21 protein-coding genes are annotated in these 18,123 nt (G+C 52.6%); 5 read left to right on the top strand and 16 right to left on the bottom strand.

Annotated features, from left to right (window positions below; genetic code table 11):
• Positions 1–37: 37 nt before the first annotated feature.
• From proW to QEN31_RS05285, 7 genes are all read right to left on the bottom strand, one after another.
• Positions 38–1,102 (bottom strand): glycine betaine/L-proline ABC transporter permease ProW, encoded by a 1,065-nt coding sequence (gene proW / locus QEN31_RS05255; protein ID WP_000775022.1) that lies wholly within the window; start codon positions 1,100–1,102, stop codon positions 38–40.
• A complete protein-coding gene (gene proV / locus QEN31_RS05260) occupies positions 1,095–2,297 on the bottom strand; it encodes a glycine betaine/L-proline ABC transporter ATP-binding protein ProV (protein WP_000985529.1) in 1,203 nt (400 codons plus the stop codon). Before proV ends, proW begins: the two co-directional genes overlap by 8 nt.
• Positions 2,298–2,651: 354 nt before the next feature.
• The gene (gene nrdF / locus QEN31_RS05265; RefSeq protein ID WP_000777903.1) at positions 2,652–3,611 is read right to left on the bottom strand and encodes a class 1b ribonucleoside-diphosphate reductase subunit beta; all 960 of its coding nucleotides are present in this window, start codon (positions 3,609–3,611) and stop codon (positions 2,652–2,654) included.
• Positions 3,612–3,621: 10 nt separating this feature from the next.
• Positions 3,622–5,766, bottom strand: coding sequence for a class 1b ribonucleoside-diphosphate reductase subunit alpha (gene nrdE, locus QEN31_RS05270; RefSeq protein ID WP_000246626.1), 2,145 nt, complete (start codon positions 5,764–5,766; stop codon positions 3,622–3,624).
• Entirely contained in the window at positions 5,739–6,149 is a 411-nt protein-coding gene (gene nrdI, locus QEN31_RS05275; protein WP_001275401.1) for a class Ib ribonucleoside-diphosphate reductase assembly flavoprotein NrdI, read from the bottom strand. Before nrdI ends, nrdE begins: the two co-directional genes overlap by 28 nt.
• Positions 6,146–6,391, bottom strand: a complete 246-nt coding sequence (gene nrdH / locus QEN31_RS05280) for a glutaredoxin-like protein NrdH (RefSeq protein ID WP_000028870.1) — start codon at positions 6,389–6,391, stop codon at positions 6,146–6,148. Before nrdH ends, nrdI begins: the two co-directional genes overlap by 4 nt.
• A gap of 271 nt (positions 6,392–6,662) precedes the next feature.
• A complete protein-coding gene (locus QEN31_RS05285) occupies positions 6,663–7,094 on the bottom strand; it encodes a carboxymuconolactone decarboxylase family protein (protein WP_000209813.1) in 432 nt (143 codons plus the stop codon).
• An 88-nt stretch (positions 7,095–7,182) separates the two neighbouring features.
• On the opposite strand from QEN31_RS05285, the gene pdxR reads away from it, so the two are divergent.
• Positions 7,183–8,517, top strand: coding sequence for a MocR-like pyridoxine biosynthesis transcription factor PdxR (pdxR, locus tag QEN31_RS05290; RefSeq protein WP_001138459.1), 1,335 nt, complete (start codon positions 7,183–7,185; stop codon positions 8,515–8,517).
• 83 nt (positions 8,518–8,600) lie between these two features.
• Here pdxR and QEN31_RS05295 read toward each other — a convergent pair whose 3' ends face one another.
• A complete protein-coding gene (locus QEN31_RS05295) occupies positions 8,601–8,927 on the bottom strand; it encodes a DUF883 domain-containing protein (protein ID WP_001519557.1) in 327 nt (108 codons plus the stop codon).
• Between the two features lie 161 nt (positions 8,928–9,088).
• Between QEN31_RS05295 and QEN31_RS05300 the strand changes: the two genes are divergently transcribed.
• On the top strand, positions 9,089–9,439 hold the full coding sequence (locus QEN31_RS05300; protein ID WP_000281305.1) for a DUF2002 family protein: 351 nt from the start codon (positions 9,089–9,091) through the stop codon (positions 9,437–9,439).
• A gap of 34 nt (positions 9,440–9,473) precedes the next feature.
• Here QEN31_RS05300 and alaE read toward each other — a convergent pair whose 3' ends face one another.
• Positions 9,474–9,923 (bottom strand): L-alanine exporter AlaE, encoded by a 450-nt coding sequence (gene alaE, locus QEN31_RS05305; RefSeq protein ID WP_000492669.1) that lies wholly within the window; start codon positions 9,921–9,923, stop codon positions 9,474–9,476.
• A 698-nt stretch (positions 9,924–10,621) separates the two neighbouring features.
• Between alaE and stpA the strand changes: the two genes are divergently transcribed.
• A complete protein-coding gene (gene stpA, locus QEN31_RS05310; RefSeq protein ID WP_001051100.1) occupies positions 10,622–11,023 on the top strand; it encodes a DNA-binding protein StpA in 402 nt (133 codons plus the stop codon).
• 89 nt (positions 11,024–11,112) lie between these two features.
• Here the strand turns inward: stpA and QEN31_RS05315 are convergent, their stop codons facing one another.
• The 3 genes from QEN31_RS05315 to QEN31_RS05325 form a co-directional block, all read right to left on the bottom strand.
• The gene (locus tag QEN31_RS05315; protein ID WP_000494942.1) at positions 11,113–11,292 is read right to left on the bottom strand and encodes a hypothetical protein; all 180 of its coding nucleotides are present in this window, start codon (positions 11,290–11,292) and stop codon (positions 11,113–11,115) included.
• 78 nt (positions 11,293–11,370) lie between these two features.
• The gene (locus QEN31_RS05320) at positions 11,371–11,898 is read right to left on the bottom strand and encodes a rhodanese family protein (protein WP_000022009.1); all 528 of its coding nucleotides are present in this window, start codon (positions 11,896–11,898) and stop codon (positions 11,371–11,373) included.
• Between the two features lie 9 nt (positions 11,899–11,907).
• Positions 11,908–12,207, bottom strand: a complete 300-nt coding sequence (locus QEN31_RS05325) for an ArsR/SmtB family transcription factor (RefSeq protein ID WP_000137432.1) — start codon at positions 12,205–12,207, stop codon at positions 11,908–11,910.
• A gap of 182 nt (positions 12,208–12,389) precedes the next feature.
• Here QEN31_RS05325 and QEN31_RS05330 point away from each other — a divergent pair, with 182 nt between their 5' ends.
• Together QEN31_RS05330 and lysM are read left to right on the top strand one after the other, a co-directional pair.
• On the top strand, positions 12,390–12,548 hold the full coding sequence (locus tag QEN31_RS05330) for a YqaE/Pmp3 family membrane protein (protein WP_000508175.1): 159 nt from the start codon (positions 12,390–12,392) through the stop codon (positions 12,546–12,548).
• A gap of 99 nt (positions 12,549–12,647) precedes the next feature.
• A complete protein-coding gene (lysM, locus tag QEN31_RS05335) occupies positions 12,648–13,097 on the top strand; it encodes a peptidoglycan-binding protein LysM (protein ID WP_000522406.1) in 450 nt (149 codons plus the stop codon).
• A gap of 21 nt (positions 13,098–13,118) precedes the next feature.
• Here the strand turns inward: lysM and csiR are convergent, their stop codons facing one another.
• From csiR to gabD, 4 genes are all read right to left on the bottom strand, one after another.
• Complete coding sequence (gene csiR, locus QEN31_RS05340; protein ID WP_000126152.1) at positions 13,119–13,796, bottom strand: DNA-binding transcriptional regulator CsiR; 678 nt, start codon at positions 13,794–13,796, stop codon at positions 13,119–13,121.
• A 41-nt stretch (positions 13,797–13,837) separates the two neighbouring features.
• A complete protein-coding gene (gene gabP, locus QEN31_RS05345) occupies positions 13,838–15,238 on the bottom strand; it encodes a GABA permease (protein ID WP_000531282.1) in 1,401 nt (466 codons plus the stop codon).
• 129 nt (positions 15,239–15,367) lie between these two features.
• Positions 15,368–16,651, bottom strand: coding sequence for a 4-aminobutyrate--2-oxoglutarate transaminase (gene gabT / locus QEN31_RS05350; protein WP_001095556.1), 1,284 nt, complete (start codon positions 16,649–16,651; stop codon positions 15,368–15,370).
• A gap of 14 nt (positions 16,652–16,665) precedes the next feature.
• Positions 16,666–18,114 carry an NADP-dependent succinate-semialdehyde dehydrogenase gene (gabD, locus tag QEN31_RS05355; RefSeq protein ID WP_001176529.1) on the bottom strand — a complete coding sequence of 483 codons (1,449 nt, stop codon included), beginning with the start codon at positions 18,112–18,114 and terminating at the stop codon, positions 16,666–16,668.
• Positions 18,115–18,123: the final 9 nt, after the last annotated feature.

Genomic DNA, 18,123 nt, shown 5'->3' on the forward strand with positions numbered 1-18,123 from the left:
AGCCCGGTAAGCGCAATGTCACCGGGCGTCAGGAGAGTTACTTAACGAAAGGGCGGGTGATTAGCCCAACAGGACCGGTGGTATACCAGCGACGGTTACCGCGGCTACGCGAGTCGCGCCCGACGGCCTGCGTCAGACGGTCCAGAATGATGGCAAGAATCACAATGCCGACGCCGCCGACGGTTGCCAGCCCCATATCAAGACGACCAATGCCGCGTAGTACCATCTGGCCAAGTCCGCCGACCGCAATCATCGAGGCGATGACGACCATCGAGAGAGCCAGCATCAGCGTCTGATTAACGCCTGCCATAATGGTGGGCATCGCCAGCGGTAGTTGCACTTTGAACAACATTTGGCGCGGGCTGGCGCCGAACGAGCGCGACGCTTCAATTAAGTCGGCAGGCACCTGGTTAATGCCCAGGATCGTCAGGCGTACAATCGGCGGTAGAGCAAAAATAATCGTCACCACCACGCCCGGCACGTTACCGATGCCGAATAACATGACAATCGGCACCAGATAGACAAACGCGGGCGTGGTCTGCATCGCATCCAGCAGCGGACGAACTATTTTGGCTGCGCGCGGGCTGCGCGCCAGCCAGATTCCCATCGGTAATCCGATCACGACGCAGAACAACAGGGCGGTCAATACCAGCGCCAGGGTAATCATCGCCTGCGACCAGGCGCCGATCGCGCCGATGGCGATCAGCGATATCAGCGTCGCGATCCCCATGCCCACGCCGGAAACCTGCCAGGCAATCAGCGCAAAGAGAATAATCGCCACAGGGGCGGGCATTCCCAGCAGCAGTTGCTGAAAGCCGTTGAGGATGTAATCCACCGGCACACGAATCCCCTGAAAAAGGGGACGGAAATGGGTGACGACCCAGTCGATTCCCTCTGTGACCCAGCTATCCAGCGGGATCAGCGTCTTATGGAACGGGTCCAGAAGAGAAAAGTGTTCAGGGGCTGGCGCGGGCGCGCTGTTCAACCAGTCGGTACTGCCGCCGTCCGTGGCTACGCCTGCCGGTGTTCCCCAGGCATCAGCCGTTTGCGTCGTAGTATCGGCCACCTGTGCGGTATCCCACGGATTCGTTTGATCAGCCATTGTTACCCCCCTCGCGATCTAAAGCCTGTAGCAACATACGTTTTGAAATAATGCCAACATACTGGTGTTCTTCATCGACAACCGGCACCGCGCAGGGCGCCTGGCCGACGTGAGAGAGCAACTCGCTGAGTGGGGTTTGCGCATCAACGACTAAAGGGTCGTCGATAAGCGCCGCTTCAATCCCTTGCGCCTGGCTTAATGCCGCTTTTAATGAGTCGATGGACACGACGCCCACGAATTTATTGCCACGCTCAATGACGTAACCATATTCACGGTCTTCGTCCTGTAATAATTTCAGTGCCGAACGGGGACCGAAACCTGGCGTTTTACGAATTAATCCGACCGGGCTGCGACGGGCAATATCTTTGGCGCTAAAGACCTGACTAATATCCACGCCACGGAAGAACGTGCGGACATAATCATTTGCCGGATTATTCAGGATCTCATCCGGCGTACCAACCTGTACGACCTCGCCATTTTGCATAATGGCAATCCTGTCGCCAATACGCATAGCCTCATCAAGATCGTGGGAAATAAAGACAATGGTGCGCTGATGTTTCGCCTGTAATTTCACCAGCTCATCCTGCATTTCGGTACGAATTAATGGATCGAGGGCGGAAAACGCTTCATCCATTAATAAGATATCAGGGTTGATTGCCAGCGCGCGGGCAAGCCCAACACGCTGACGCATCCCACCGGAAAGTTCATCCGGGTAGGCGTGAGCGTAATTCTCAAGCCCCACCTGACGCAAGGCGTCCAGCGCTTTTTCGCGACGCTCTTGCGCCGCGATGCCCGCTAATTCCATACCGAATGCCGTATTATCCAGCACGGTCATATGCGGCATGAGCGCAAATGACTGGAAGACCATCGCAATCTTTTTCCTGCGCACCTCGCGAAGCTCAGCGTCTGATATTTTGGCAATATCAACGCCGTCAATCAGTACCTGTCCGCGGGTGGGTTCAATCAGGCGATTGAGAAGGCGTACCATTGTGGATTTACCCGAGCCGGATAATCCCATGATGACAAATATCTCGCCTTCTTCAATGGCCAGACTGGCGTCTTTAACGCCAAGCGATAGCCCCGTTTTTTCCAGTATTTGCTCTTTCGATAGTCCCTTTTCAATATATTTGAAGGCACGCTGCGGATGCTCTCCAAATATTTTATACAGATTCTTCACTTCTAATTTAATTGCCATGCAATAGAATGATTCCTGTTATTTACTTATGTCGATATGTTACCTGATAGAAATAGTTACCTTTTTCTACCCTAACATACTCAGAATCTGAGACAACCCTGAATTTGCTTCTGGCATGAATATTGCGAGGTGCTATCGGCTGTGATTTCCCATGATATAAGGGCTGAACGCGAATGGGGAGGAAGAGATATTTTTTGGAACAACCAGCAAAAATCCACCTGAATTGGGGGAATCCAGGTGAATAATGTCACTCGTATTGAGTGTAGGACATGTTGTAATATTTGCGCGATTTGACTCCCTATTGCTTGAAATAAAGGCATGGGAAATGTAACGTTATTTCCCATGCCCGTAAGGTTAAAAATTCCAGTCTTCGTCTTCGGTTTCGACTGTTTTCCCCATCACATAAGATGAACCTGAGCCGGAAAAGAAATCATGGTTTTCGTCGGCATTCGGCGAGAGCGCGGCAAGGATTGCGGGATTCACGTCTGCCATCTCCGGCGGAAATAACGCCTCATAACCCAGGTTCATTAAGGCTTTATTGGCGTTGTAGCACAAGAAGGCTTTGACGTCGTTAACCCAGCCGGTTTCCGCATATAACGCTTCTGTGTAGCGGATTTCGTTGTCGTACAGTTCCATCAACAAATCCAGCGCGAAAAGCTTTAACTCTTCACGCTCGATTGCCGATAGTTTTTGTAGCGCTATCTGATACTTATAGCCAATATAATAACCGTGAACCGCTTCATCGCGAATGATTAAACGAATCAGGTCGGCAGTGTTCGTGAGCTTACCGCGGCTGGAGAAATACATCGGCAACCAGAAGCCGGAATAGAACAGAAAAGACTCTAAAAAGACGCTGGCAATCTTTTTCTTTAGCGGTTCATCGCTGACGTAATGAGCTAAAATAATCTGCGCCTTACGCTGAAGCGGTGGGTTTTCTTCGCTCCAGGCGTAGGCGGCATCAACCTCTTTCGTCTGGCACAGCGTGGAGAAAATAGAACTGTAAGAGCGGGCGTGTACCGCTTCCATAAAGCTGATGTTCGACAGCACTGCCTCTTCATGCGGCGTGATGGCATCTGCCATTAACGACGGCGCGCCTGCGATGTTCTGGATAGTGTCGAGCAGCGTAAGTCCCGTAAACACGCGAATGGTGAGCTGCTGTTCGGCGGCGCTCAGCGTCTGCCAGGCCGGAATATCATTCGATAACGGCACTTTTTCCGGCAGCCAGAAGTTACTGGTCAGCCGGTTCCATACCTCCAGATCTTTGTCGTCCTGGATCTTGTTCCAGTTGATGGCGCTAATACGAGATAATTTCATATGGCTTTCCTTATAGCGCGCAGGATACGCAGCCTTCAATTTCAGTACCTTCCAGCGCCAACTGGCGAAGCCGGATGTAATACAGGGACTTAATACCTTTTCGCCAGGCATAGATCTGCGCCTTGTTGATATCGCGGGTCGTGGCGGTATCGGGGAAAAACAGGGTGAGCGACAGCCCTTGATCGACGTGGCGCGTGGCCTCGGCATAGGTATCAATAATTTTTTCCGGACCGATATCGTAAGCATCCTGATACATGTCCAGGTTTTCATTGGTCATAAACGGCGCGGGGTAATACACACGCCCGGTTTTGCCCTCTTTGCGAATCTCAATTTTGGCCACAATCGGATGAATGCTGGAGGTCGCATGATTAATGTAAGAAATCGAACCGGTCGGCGGCACCGCCTGCAAATTTTGGTTATAGATGCCATAGCGCATCACATCGTCGCGCAGCTTTAGCCACATTTCTCGTGTGGGCAGCGTAATGCCGCTGCGGGCAAATAGCGCCCTGACTTTCGCTGTTTTCGGTTGCCAGTCGTCCTGTAAATACTGCGTAAAATAGTCGCCGCTGGCATAGCGCGACTGCGCAAATCCGGCGAAGGTTTTGCCGCGTTCGCGGGCTAGCCGCATTGAAGTATGCACGGCATGCCAGGTAATGGTGTAAAAATAGAGATTGGTGAAATCCAACGCCTCCGGCGAACCGTAGGCAATACCTTCCCTCGCCAGATAGCCATGCAGATTCATCTGGCCCAGACCGATGGCATGAGAGGCGGCATTACCGGCGGCTATTGAGGGCACGCTGCGTATATGGCTCATGTCCGACACCGCCGTCAGGCCGCGAATAGCGGTTTCTACGGTACGGCCAATGTCCGGTGAATCCATGACGTGAGCGATATTCAGCGAGCCGAGATTGCAGGAGATGTCATGCCCGATGTGGGTATAGTCAAGGTTATCGTCGTAACGGGAAGCGCTATTGACCTGTAAAATTTCTGAGCACAGGTTGCTCATATTAATGCGACCAGCAATGGGATTCGCGCGGTTTACCGTATCTTCAAACATGATGTAGGGATACCCGGATTCGAACTGAATCTCCGCCAGTGTTTGAAAAAAGTCACGGGCGTTAATATAGGTTTTGCGCACGTGCGGATCGGCAATTAATTCATCGTACCGTTCGCTAATGGCGATATCGCCAAACGGTTTGCCGTAGCGTCGTTGTATGTCATAGGGCGAAAAGAGCGCCATTTGCGCGTTTTCTTTCGCCAGCCGGAAGGTGATATCCGGGATCACCACGCCGAGAGAGAGCGTTTTGATCCGGATTTTTTCGTCAGCGTTTTCTCGTTTGGTATCCAGAAAACGCAGAATATCCGGATGGTGCGCATGGAGATAAACCGCGCCGGCCCCCTGGCGCGCGCCAAGTTGGTTGGCATACGAAAACGCGTCTTCCAGCATTTTCATCACCGGGATCACGCCGGAAGACTGATTCTCAATGCGTTTGATCGGCGCGCCCGCCTCGCGCAGATTGGAGAGTAAAAACGCGACGCCGCCGCCGCGTTTGGAGAGTTGCAGCGCCGAATTCACCGCCCGCCCGATCGACTCCATGTTGTCTTCGATACGGAGCAGGAAGCAGGAGACCAGTTCCCCACGCTGCTGTTTGCCGCAATTTAAAAAAGTCGGGGTAGCGGGCTGAAAGCGACCAGAAAGCATTTCATCGGTCAGTTGGGTGGCCAGCGTTTCGTCACCCTGCGCCAGCGTCAACGCCACCATTGTCACCCGATCTTCAAAGTGTTCCAGATAACGTTTGCCGTCGAAGGTTTTCAGCGTGTAACTGGTATAGAACTTCCAGGCGCCAAGAAACGTCTGGAAGCGAAAGCCGCTGGCATGGGCGTGCTCGAACAGGCGAAGGACGAAGGCGCGGTCGTAACGCGCGAGGACGGCGTCATCGTAATACCCTTCCCGAACCAGCGTCCCCAGACGTTCATGCTGGCTGGCAAACGTCACGGAATGCGGGCGGACGTGGGTGGCAAAGAAGGCGTCGATCGCCTGCTGGTCCTTGTCGAACTGAATATGGCCTGCTTTATCGTAAAGATTCAGCATCGCGTTCAGGGCGTGGTAATCCATGGTTTCCTGCATTACGCGCTCCGGGGTAGTTGTTGCCAAAATTCATTTACTCCTTTTCGGACATTATCGATGTCGCGTTGTGTGCCCATGAGCTCAAAGCGGTACAGCCAGGGGACGCCGCATTTTTGTGCTATCACATCGCCAGCGCATCCCCAGGCATCGCCGAAATTGCGATTACCGGAGGCGATAACGCCGCGAATGCGCGCCCGGTTGTGTTCATCATTTAAAAAGCGGATCACCTGTCGCGGCACCGCACCGGCCATCCCGCCGCCGCCGTATGACGGCACAACCAGAATGTACGGTTCGTCTACCTGAATTCGCTCCCGCTCATTGAGCGGAATACGCGTGGCAGGCAGCCCCAGACGCTGCATAAAGCGGTGCGTATTTTCAGAGCTGCTGGAGAAGTAGACGAGCGCGCTCATGCGTTTGCCGCGTGGGGTGTCGGGTGCAGACGGTTAATCATGTCCGGGCGGAAGCCAGACCAGCTCAAATCGCCCGCCATCACCACCGGTAATTGACGAAATCCTTGCGCCCGGAGCGTATCCGCTGCATCCGGCACCAGATCGACGTTCACCATCTCAAATTCAAATCCACGGCTTTCCATCGCCCGCTTTGTGGCGTGGCACTGAACACAGTTATTGCGAGTGTAAATAGTAATGCTCATGATTCGTATTTCCATTTAAAATGAGAAAACGGCGCGATGAAACGCGTCGGATTGTCGTGTGTTGATACAGGAAATACTAGATGTAGTTGAATTAAGATTCAACCATACAAGATATGGGAATTTTCGATTGATTTTAACGCCGCTGATGAACGCCGCGGGGTAGGGGAGGCATGGCTAATTTTTGCCGGATGGCGGCGTGAACGCCCGATCCGGCCTGCAGGTTCACGCATAACAGAGTTGGCTGACATCAGCGCCATCCGGCAACAATGCGTCACATTCGCATACCGATCGCCAGACGGTTAAAGCAGTTCATTAAACCGATGGCGAAGGTCAGATCGCTGATTTCACGCGCGCTGAAATGATCGAGCAGCGGCAGGTAAATATTATCTTCGGCGTGGGTTTCAGCAATGTGCGTCACCGATTCCGCCCAGGCTAACGCCGCGCACTCTTGCTCGCTGAAATGGTGACTTACCCGCCATCCTGCCAGCGCATCTAATTTAGCTTGATTCACGCCAGCCTTACGCAGCGCTTTACTGTGCATCTCCAGGCAAAATGCACAACCATTTATTTGCGAAACACGTAGGTAAATCAGCTCCATCAGCGTGGGGTCAAGCGTGCTCTTTTCCAACGCGTTTTTCGCCTGCACCAGAGCGCTGTAAACCTCCGGGCTCAGTTCATAATAGGGTTGGCGTAACGTTGTCATCATGTTTCTCCTCGTGTTGATGACGAGCACTGTAGCACTATAATGGTCTGTAAAAGAGAGCCATATTTTTACAGAAAAAGCAGACCATATGCCGCGCTATCAGCACATCGCTCGTCAGTTAAAAACGGCCATTGAGCAAGGAGAACTCGCGCCCGGAACGCGTTTGCCTTCCAGTAGGACGTGGGCGCAGGAACTGGGCGTTTCTCGCGCCACGGTGGAAAATGCCTATGGCGAGCTGGTGGCGCAGGGCTGGCTGGAGCGACGTGGCCAGGCAGGCACGTTTGTGAGCAACGCTCTACGGTTTGAGACGGCGCCGCCGATACCCGCTGTTTTTGCCGGAGAAAGTCCGGAACCGAAACCCTTTCAGATGGGGTTACCGGCGCTGGATCTCTTTCCACGCGAGAAGTGGGCGCGAGTAATGGGGCGTCGGTTGCGCACGCAGACATGCTTCGATCTGGCATTAGGCGACGTCTGCGGCGAGGCGATTTTGCGCCAGGCGATAGTCGATTACCTGCGGGTTTCGCGTAGCATTGAATGTCTGCCGGAACAGGTATTTATTACCTCCGGTTATGCGGATTCTATGCGGCTAATCCTGCGTACATTGTCTGTGCCGGGAGACAGCATGTGGGTGGAAGATCCCGGCTTTCCGTTAATTCGCCCGGTGATAACGCAGGAGGGGATTACGCTGGCGCCGATTCCGGTCGATGCCGATGGGCTGAATGTCGCGGCGGGGATGCGGGATTGCCCGCAGGGGCGCTTTGCATTGGTGACGCCCGCCCACCAAAGTCCGTTGGGGGTGGCGCTGTCGTTAACTCGCCGACGGCAACTTCTGGCATGGGCGGCGAATGTGCAGGCCTGGATTATTGAAGATGATTACGACAGCGAATTTCGTTATCACGGTAAACCACTTCCGCCGCTCAAGAGTCTGGATGCCCCGCAGCGAGTGATTTACGCCGGAACGTTCAGTAAGTCGCTCTTTCCGGCATTACGTACCGCCTGGCTGGTGGTGCCGATAAAGCAGATTGAGCATTTCCGCCAGCAGGCGTCGCTGATGCCCTGTAGCGTACCGTTGTTATGGCAGCACACGCTGGCTGATTTTATCCGTGATGGCCATTTCTGGCGGCATCTGAAAAAGATGCGTCAACATTATGCTCAGCGACGGTTATGGATTGAAGAGGCGCTGGCAGAACAGGGATTTGTCGTGACATTACAGAAAGGCGGTATTCAATTGGTTATTGAGGTTGAAGGTGATGATAAAGCGCAGGTAGCAAAAGCGAATCAGGCCGGACTGGCGGTACAGGCGCTAAGCCGTTGGCGAGTGGTTTCGTCAGGAAAGGGGGGCATTTTACTGTCGTTTACCAATATTACTTCCGCTGGCATGGCGAAACAGGTCGCATGTCAGCTTCGACAGGCGATACAGTAACCGTTTCGCCGAATGGCGCGACCTGGGCCTGCGGCAATGATGCAGGCCCCATAAAGTATGTCGCCATCCGGCAGCGCACGTCGTTAGCGACGCAGGCTAAGCAGCGCCCCGATAAAAATCCCCACCGCTGCGGCGGTTCCTACGCTACACCAGGGTTTTTCACGCACAAACGTATCCGCGCACCCCATCGCATCACAGGCGGCTTGTTTTACGCGAGTACGACCCTGCATCCGCGCCCGGGTCTCTTTCAGCAACGCCTGTGCTTTACGTCGCGCAGCCTCGGCTTCGTCTTTCGCATCGCTTCCCCAGGATTTAAGGACATCTTCCAGACTGTCGGCTAATCGATTGACATCATTCTGAATATCCTGAACACCATCATCGACGTCGTTTCGGTTCGGTTTGTTAAGCATATGATCCTCCATTGATTTCGATGTAGCTTTCAGTGTAGTTCATATTTTTACCTGCTGAGGCTTGTTACGGCGATATCATGCGTTTCTGGACTTTTCTGAAAGCGTTGATAACGCGCTATCGGGTAAGGTAAGCCCGCAGTACAAGAGAATGAGGATAAAATATGTATTTACGACCTGACGAGGTGGCGCGGGTACTGGAAAAGGCAGGGTTTACCGTCGATGTGGTGACGAATAAGACGTATGGTTATCGACGCGGCGAGAATTATGTTTATGTTAACCGCGAGGCGCGTATGGGGCGTACCGCGCTGATCATTCACCCCAGATTAAAAGACCGTAGCTCATCACTGGCTGACCCGGCTTCGGATATTAAAACCTGCGATCATTACCAAAACTTTCCGCTCTATTTAGGCGGCGAGACCCACGAACATTACGGTATTCCCCACGGCTTTAGCTCCCGAATAGCGTTAGAACGTTATCTGAATGGGCTTTTTGGCGACGAAAAAACCGACTAAAAGCGCGACTGGCAATGCCAGTCGCGACGCTAACTTACGCCTTAGCCTGATGATAGCTGCTCACTTTAAACAGGCGGCGACAATAATCCAGGAAGTAGCCATAAACCGCGCCCATTAACATTGAAACAACAATGTTTGAACTCACGGCGGCCACTATCTGATGCCAGCCGGCACCGACGGTCAGCAAGATGATAATATAAACGGGTGACTGAAAGGTGACATAAGCCAATACATCCGCCAGGTTTTTGGCCCATCCCGCCGGGCTTGCCTTACGCGCGACGCGCATAATCAGATCGCGGTAAACGCCGTATGGCCATGCAATCAAAATGTTGACAGGTATCGCCACCAGCCTGGAAGAAAGCGACTGCTCAAAGCTCATTCCGGAGAGGAATATCTCGATCAACATGTTCACAACAGAACAGTAAACAACCATCGCAAACGTGTCTGCTACGGCATGACGCAAGCGTGACTGTGGAGAGAACATGTTAATGCTCCTTGTAGCGTATCGATCAGAATGAGGTGATGGTTGGTAGTGAAATCATAAAGCACTTTTGTCTTTGCATAGAGTATATCCCTATATAATAACTATCAACTAGTGTAATATTTTTATTTATAGGCTTTTTGTCGATAAAATACTCTGTGATTGTGTGTTTTTTGCTCGCGGCGAGATTTTCGTTGTTGTTAGTCATTAATTACTTTTAAATCAATGCATTATAATGCATTGTTTTTCTGGCGATTTTCAGCCACATTCCAAATGTTGTCAGATGCGATGTATTCTCGGCTAACGGCACGCGCTCTACTTTTCTCAGCATAATTATAGCCATTGCAGACTGATTTTTAGCATAAAGCTCTGATGATGATTTTTGAATGGTTAATCTCTTATTGTGCTGAAATATTCACTTCTGTATAAGGTCAGCCACCGTGAGGGTCACCGCGGTTACTGAGATACGCAATACGCTATAAACAGCCAAACGGGAAACCTACAGATATACCGTAGGCAGAATAACCTGAAACACGCAGGGGGTAATGAATATAACCTTCTGGTTAACAGATTAATATAATTAATCGAGTTATGCTGTGTATATCTGTATGAACTTTAGGATCTGGAAATATAATCAACAATCGCATACAATACCGCCTGTAATAGTTTTTTGTTTTCTGCGTTAAAAGGTTTTTATTGATATGAATTTGATGTTACAGAACTTAAATAATATCCGCACGCTGCGCGCTATGGCTCGCGAATTCTCCATTGACGTTCTTGAAGAAATGCTCGAAAAATTCAGGGTTGTCACTAAAGAAAGACGCGAAGAAGAAGAATTGCAGCAACGCCAGCTTGCCGAGAAGCAGGAGAAAATTAATGCCTTTCTGGAGCTGATGAAAGCAGACGGTATTAACCCGGAAGAGTTATTTGCCATGGATTCAGCAATGCCGCGTTCTGCTAAAAAGCGCCAGCCGCGTCCGGCAAAATATCGTTTTACTGATTTCAATGGCGAAGAAAAAACCTGGACCGGACAAGGTCGTACGCCTAAACCGATTGCCCAGGCGCTGGCGGCGGGGAAATCTCTGGATGATTTCTTAATCTAATCACGGATAGCTTTTAACAGATGGCGCTTCGTTTCCTGTCTCTATTAACCGGGACTCAGGGAACGTTGCGCCATGCTCATTTTGATAAATCAGCACACGCCAAAATCGCCCTCTTCGCAATAGGGGGTGACATCTGCCGCTTTGAGGATCAATTTTTCGCCCGGTTCATTACCGACCTGTACCGCGACAATATGATCCTCGTTGACTTCAATCACTTTCAGTTTCGGCCCACCCATTCGGGGCTGTACGATATCGCCTGGTGTGAACATCACGCCCTCCTGTTGAACAATGGTATAAACCCGCCTTCAGTCTACTACACACTTACCGACGCGTGGTGAAGGTACCGCTTAATGAGTACGGGTATTCCAGGGCATTTTTTCCAGTAGTCGCGCCATTCCGCAGAAGCCGGTCATGCCTGCCAGCATTAACCCGGCCCCGACAAAACCGCTAATGAGGAAAAAGCCGCCGTGGACCGTATAGCCCATAATAACCCCAAGCAACGCCAACCCGCCGGCGGCGATTTGCACCTGACGCATCAGCGGCAACGGTTGCGATTTGTCTTCTGTGACGGGCAATCCTGCCGCTTTCCATCCGTCGATACCGCCTTCCAGTAGACTGACCTGAGCAGGGGCGGCAATGGCCTGTAGTTTTGCTGCATTGCTGCTGGTTCGTTTACCTGACTGACAGTGAAAAATAATCTGTTCCGCTCGCAGGTTGGCGGGCAAATCGCCCTGTTCAAGCCGGGAGAGCGGCGCCAGTTGCGCATGTGGAATATGCTCGCGCAGATATTCATCGGCGTCGCGCACATCAATCAGTTTCGCGCCTTGCGCTATCAGCGCTTGCGCCTCACGGGGGGAAACTATCCCAATGGACATCGTGCCTCCTTATGGACAATAGAGATTCTTTAACGTGGCGATAATCGTATTAACCGCCTCATTTTTAATGAAATAGTGAATGCGCTGGGCATCGCGTTGACTATCAATCAGCCCTTCTTCCCGCATCCGCGCCAGATGTTGCGACGTCGCGGAGGGGCTTAGCCCGGTAATGCGCGCCAGTTCGCCTGCGCTGGTTTTTGGCGAACCGCAAAGCATACATAAAATCAGTAATCTTTTTGGGTGGCTCATCGCTTTGAGCAGGGCCGCCGCCTGTTCTGCGCTGGCCTGAAGTTGTTCAAGCTCTGTCATAGTTATTTAAGTATTTTCTAAATTTAGTTAATTCTAAAATAAACATCAACCTAATGCCAGCGTAAAGAGCGTAAAGGAGGGTAAAAGCGCGGCGCGCGACTGGCAGGCTCAGGTAAACTGACTATGCTTAGAGATAAAATCTCTTTTTAAACAATGACTAATTTTGCTTGTATGGAGTGTATATGGGTTTCTGGAGAATTGTATTTACGATTATTTTGCCTCCGCTCGGCGTACTTTTAGGAAAAGGGTTCGGTTGGGCATTTATCCTTAATATCCTGCTGACATTACTCGGATATATTCCGGGGCTTATCCACGCATTTTGGGTTCAGATGCGTCATTAATTACCGGCCACCGGCGGCGCATAAGCGCCGCTTATCAGGATAACCTCATTCCCTCTGCTACACTTTTCTTTGTGTGTATTTTTGACAAGCGAGGTGAATATGGGACTTTTCAATTTTGTAAAAGATGCAGGTGAAAAACTCTGGGACGCGGTAACCGCTAATCATGATAAGGACGATCAGGCGAAAAAAGTCCAGGAACATTTAAATAAAACGGGAATACCCGACGCTGACAAAGTGAATGTGCAAATAGCTGATGGAAAAGCGACAGTGACGGGTGATGGGCTGAGTCAGGAGGCAAAAGAAAAAATTCTGGTTGCCGTGGGGAATATCGCCGGGATTAGCAGCGTTGACGATCAGGTTAAAACCACGACGCCGGCGGCTGAAAGTCAGTTTTATACCGTAAAATCAGGCGACACCCTGAGCGCTATTTCAAAGCAAGTGTATGGTAACGCCAATCTGTATAATAAAATTTTCGAGGCAAATAAACCGATGCTGAAAAGCCCGGAAAAAATATATCCGGGACAAGTGTTGCGTATTCCTGAAGAATAATGGCTATCAGGTCGCGCCAGGCTACATTTTCCCTGCCATCGCCTGGCGAATAATGGGAATCGGCGTCAGCAAATGCTGACGCATTAATTCGCTGGCGCGTGCCGCCTCGCGCGCCAGTATCGCTTCGGTTAGCGTGTGATGCTGGATATGTTTATCTTCCAGCATCTCGACGGACAGAACGGTTTCACGTAACCAAATAAAGCGGTAGCGGGCCGCCAGGTCAAATAAGCGTTCGCGCATCTGTAGCAGATAGTGGGAGCCGCACCCGGCGACAATGGCGGAATGGAACGCCTGGTGGCGCTGATCCCATTCATCGAGCATATGTTCACTGGCATCGCTGGCTTCCAGTTTGCTGAGCATATGCGCTCGCGCCAGGATCTCCGCCTCCCACGCATCATCGCCGCGTTCAATCGCCAGGCGTACCAGCATCGCTTCCATATTGGCGCGCGCGTCAAAAATATCGAGGAGTTCCGCCTCTGACATGGATGCCACGCGATAGCCTTTTTGATTCACCACGGTGACCAGCCGTTCCGCCACCAGTTGCGACAGCGCCTCACGCAGCGGCCCTACGCCGAGCGCATAGCGGGCGGTTAATAAACTCATCCGCAGTTTCTCATCCGGCTGATAAGTGCCGCGAATAATGTCATTTTTAAGCCAGCGATAGCCATCTATGGCCGTCGGTTGGGAAAGGGCGGTCATCTTTTACTCCTGAGAAGCTTCCCGGCTGACGCCGGGAATAACTAACGTAGGTTTTGCAGGGGGGCTTTTTGCCACCTTATCAGTTTTTTCCAGCGAGACATAATGGGGACAGTACCTATTATGCCCAGCCCTAACAGCCCCGTTGAAATGACTTCTAGTTGCTGTGCCGGTCGAAATAGCATCACCACCAGGACAAAGCAGATAAAGCCGATAACCAGCCAGGTGAGCCACGGATAAAGCCACATTTTCAGCTTAATTTCTCCGCCCTGCGCCAGCAGAATTTTACGCATTCGCAATTGCGAAATCGCAATCACCAGATAGACCAGCAGCGCGATGGCGCCGGAACTGTCGATAAGAAATTTAAACACTTTTGCCGGGGCGTAATAATTGACGATAACGGTTAAAAAGGCCGCGCCGGTAGAGAGGAGAACCGCTACCCAGGGCGTTTTGCTACGGTTAGTTTTTCCCATTATCGCAGGAGCATCGCCGCGGCGGCTAAGGGAATAGAGCATCCGGGAGGCGGTATATAATGCGGAGTTCAGACAACTGGTCACCGACAATAAAATCACGCAGTCCATAATGAATTTTGCGTGCGGAATATGAAGCAGCTCCAGTACCGAACGGTACGAACCTACGCTTTTCAGACCCGGCATATTCCACGGGATCAGCGCCACCACCACAAAAATGGAACACAGGTAAAAGATGGAAATTCGCCAGATAACAGAATTGGTGGCGCGTACGATATGTTTATCCGGCGTATCGGATTCCGCGGCAGCAATAGTAACGATTTCCGCGCCCATAAAAGAGAACATGGTGATCAACATGGCGCTTAACACCGCGCCGAAGCCGTTAGGCATAAAACCGCCGTGATCCCAGAGCCGGGAGATACCGCTTACCTCAGCATACGGATAAAAACCGCTAATCGCCGTCGCGCCCAGCGCGATAAACGCCAGAATGGCAATTACTTTACATAGCGCCAGCCAGAATTCGAACTCGCCGTAATTTTTGACGCTCAATAAATTGCTTCCGGTTAAGGCAAGCGTAATCACTAATGAAAATAGCCATACCGGAATACCCGGTATCCATGAATTCAGAATAATGGCGGCAATATTGGCCTCCAGCGGAATAACCAGCACCCAAAACCACCAGTATAACCAGCCGATGGTATACCCGGCCCAGGGGCCGATCGCTTTATCCGCATAGGTGGAAAAAGATCCGGTATCCGGTGTGGCGACGGCCATTTCAGCCAGCATTCGCATAATCATGACGACTAAAAGTCCTGCGAACAGATAGGCCAGCAGTACCGCAGGGCCGGCCTCCGCAATCGCCACGCTGGAACCGACAAACAGGCTGGCGCCGATGACGCCGGCGATCGATAACATGGTGACGTGGCGTGATTTCAGCCCGCCCCCTAATGCATGTGATTCTGACAATTGCCCCATCCTAAAACCTCTTTATTGTTATTGCGCTCGTTTACCGGATGGCGCCTGGCTTATTCGGCCTACAATCGAAACGGTTTTTGTAGGCCGGATAAGACAGTTACGTCGCCACCCGACGCTGCTTATTGGACATTACGCTTGTTTCGCCTCATCAAAGCACTGGGCGATAATCTCCAGGCCTTGCCGAATCTGCGAGGCCTCAATAGTGAGTGGAACGAGGATGCGCAAGATGTTGTAGTAAGGACCGCAGGAGAGCAGAATTAACCCTTTCTCGCGGGCGCGGGTCACAATGTCGGCGGTCAGAGCCGCGTTCGGTTTGCCGGGGTCGCCATTTTCGAACAACTCAATGGCGATCATGGCGCCCAGTCCGCGCACGTCGCCAATCTCACGGTGCGTTTCCGCTATCTCCATCAGGCCATCGCGCAGCGTTTTGCCAAGCGTATTCGCCTTTTGCAGTAGATTTTCCTGCTCGAAAATGTCCAGTACCGCCAGCGCGGCGGCGCAGGCAATCGGGTTTCCGGCATAGGTGCCGCCCAGCCCGCCCGGCGCGATAGCGTCCATCACGTCTGCCCGGCCGGTAACGCCTGCCAGCGGAAAGCCGCCGGCGATCGATTTCGCAAACGTGGTAATATCTGCCGCAACGCCCATCTGTTCCATGGCGAACAGCGTACCGGTCCGGCCCGCGCCGCTTTGCACTTCGTCGGCAATCAACATAATGCCGTGTTGGTCGCATAGCGCGCGCAGTCGCTGCATAAACGCGGGAGAGGCGGCGTAAAATCCGCCTTCGCCCTGTACCGGCTCAATAATAATGGCGGCGATATCTTCCGGCGCGGCATCATTTTTAAAGATGCGTTCAATGCTGGCGATCGCGTCGTCGTCGCTGATGTTGTGTAGCGGGCAAGGATAAAGCGCGCGGTAGACATGGCCTGGCATCAATCCCATACCAGCAGAGTACGGGTGTACTTTCCCGGTCAGAGAGAGCGTGTAGTGGGTACGACCGTGGTAAGCGCCGCTAAACGCGATAGCGCCGCTGCGTTTTGTCGCCGCGCGGGCGATTTTCACCGCGTTTTCAACCGCTTCTGAACCGGTCGTGACCAGCAACGTTTTTTTGGCGAAATCGCCCGGTACCTTCTGGTTCATGCGTTCGCACAACGCCAGATACGGTTCATAGGCCAGCACCTGAAAACAGGTATGGGACAATTTCTTCAACTGCGCTTCGACCGCTGAAACAATGCCCGGATGTAAATGACCGGTGTTCAGGACGGCAATGCCGCCCGCGAAATCGAGATACTCACGGCCTTCGACATCCCACACCCGACAATTTTCCGCCCGCTCGGCGAAAATCGGGTGAATCTGCCCCACGCCGCGAGGAACGGCGTTATGACGGCGCTGCATTAAAGCGTTATTGGTATTCATTAGCGACTCTCCTGTTAAAGGCCGATGCACATATATTTGATTTCTAAATAATCTTCGATGCCGTATTTGGAACCTTCTCGGCCTAATCCGGAGGCCTTAATGCCGCCGAAAGGCGCGACTTCGTTGGAGATAATGCCGGTATTAATACCGACGATGCCGTATTCCAGCGCTTCGCCGACGCGGAAAACGCGGCTTAAATCGCGTGCATAAAAATAGGCTGCCAGGCCGAACTCGGTATCGTTAGCCTGCCTGATGACGTCCGCCTCGTCGCTGAAGCGGAACAGAGGCGCGAGCGGCCCGAATGTCTCTTCTTTGGCGACTTTCGCGTTATCAGGAACATCCGCCAGAATGGTCGGTTGAAAGAAGTTGCCGCCCAATTTGTGCGCTTCACCGCCCGTAATGACGCGGGCGCCTTTTTCCAGCGCATCGGCGATATGTTCCTGGACTTTCGCCACGGCTTTTTCATCAATCAGCGGCCCGATAGCGACGTCGGCTTGCAGGCCGTCACCGACCGCGAGCTTATTTACCGCCTGGTTGAGTTTTTCCGCAAAACGATCGTAAACGCCGTCCTGAACATACAATCTATTGGCGCAGACACAGGTCTGCCCGGCGTTGCGAAACTTCGAAGCCAGCGCGCCTTCGACGGCTTTATCCAGATCGGCATCGTCAAAGACGATAAACGGCGCATTGCCGCCCAATTCCAGCGACACTTTTTTAATGTCTTTGGCGCATTGTTCCATTAGCTGGCGGCCAATCTCCGTCGAGCCGGTAAACGACAGTTTGCGTACCAGCGGGTTGCTGGTCAGCTCGCCGCCGATATCGCCTGCCGAACCGGTAACGACGTTAAATACGCCTGCGGGAATTCCGGCGCGCTGGGCCAGTTCCGCCAGCGCCAGCGCGGAAAACGGCGTCTGGCTGGCGGGTTTGAGTACCATTGTGCAGCCTGCGGCCAGCGCGGGGCCGGCTTTACGGGTGATCATTGCCGAGGGAAAGTTCCACGGGGTAATCGCGGCGGTGACGCCGATGGGCTGTTTAATCACCAGCAGCCGTTTATCGGCCTGATGGCCTGGAATCGTGTCGCCATAGATACGCTTCCCCTCTTCGGCGAACCATTCAATAAACGAGGCGGCGTAGCTAATTTCGCCTTTCGCTTCCGCCAGCGGTTTACCCTGTTCCAGCGTCATCAGACGCGCCAAATCGTCCTGATGTTCCATCATCAGATTGAACCAGCGACGCAGGATATTGGCTCGCTCTTTGGCGGTGAGCGCGCGCCAGGCGGGCAGGGCGCGATTGGCGGCGTTGATGGCGTCGCGCGTCTCTTCCGCCCCCATTTTGGGCACATTGCCAAGCGGTTTCCCGTTGGCGGGGTTGCTCACGGGGATGACATCGCCGCCGCGCGCGTCGCGCCAGTCGCCATCGATAAAGGCCTGCTGGCGGAACAGGGTAGAGTCGTTAAGTTGCATAATTGCTTC

Source organism: Salmonella sp. SA15303, from assembly GCF_029962125.1.
Classification (GTDB): Bacteria; Pseudomonadota; Gammaproteobacteria; order Enterobacterales; family Enterobacteriaceae; genus Salmonella; species Salmonella enterica.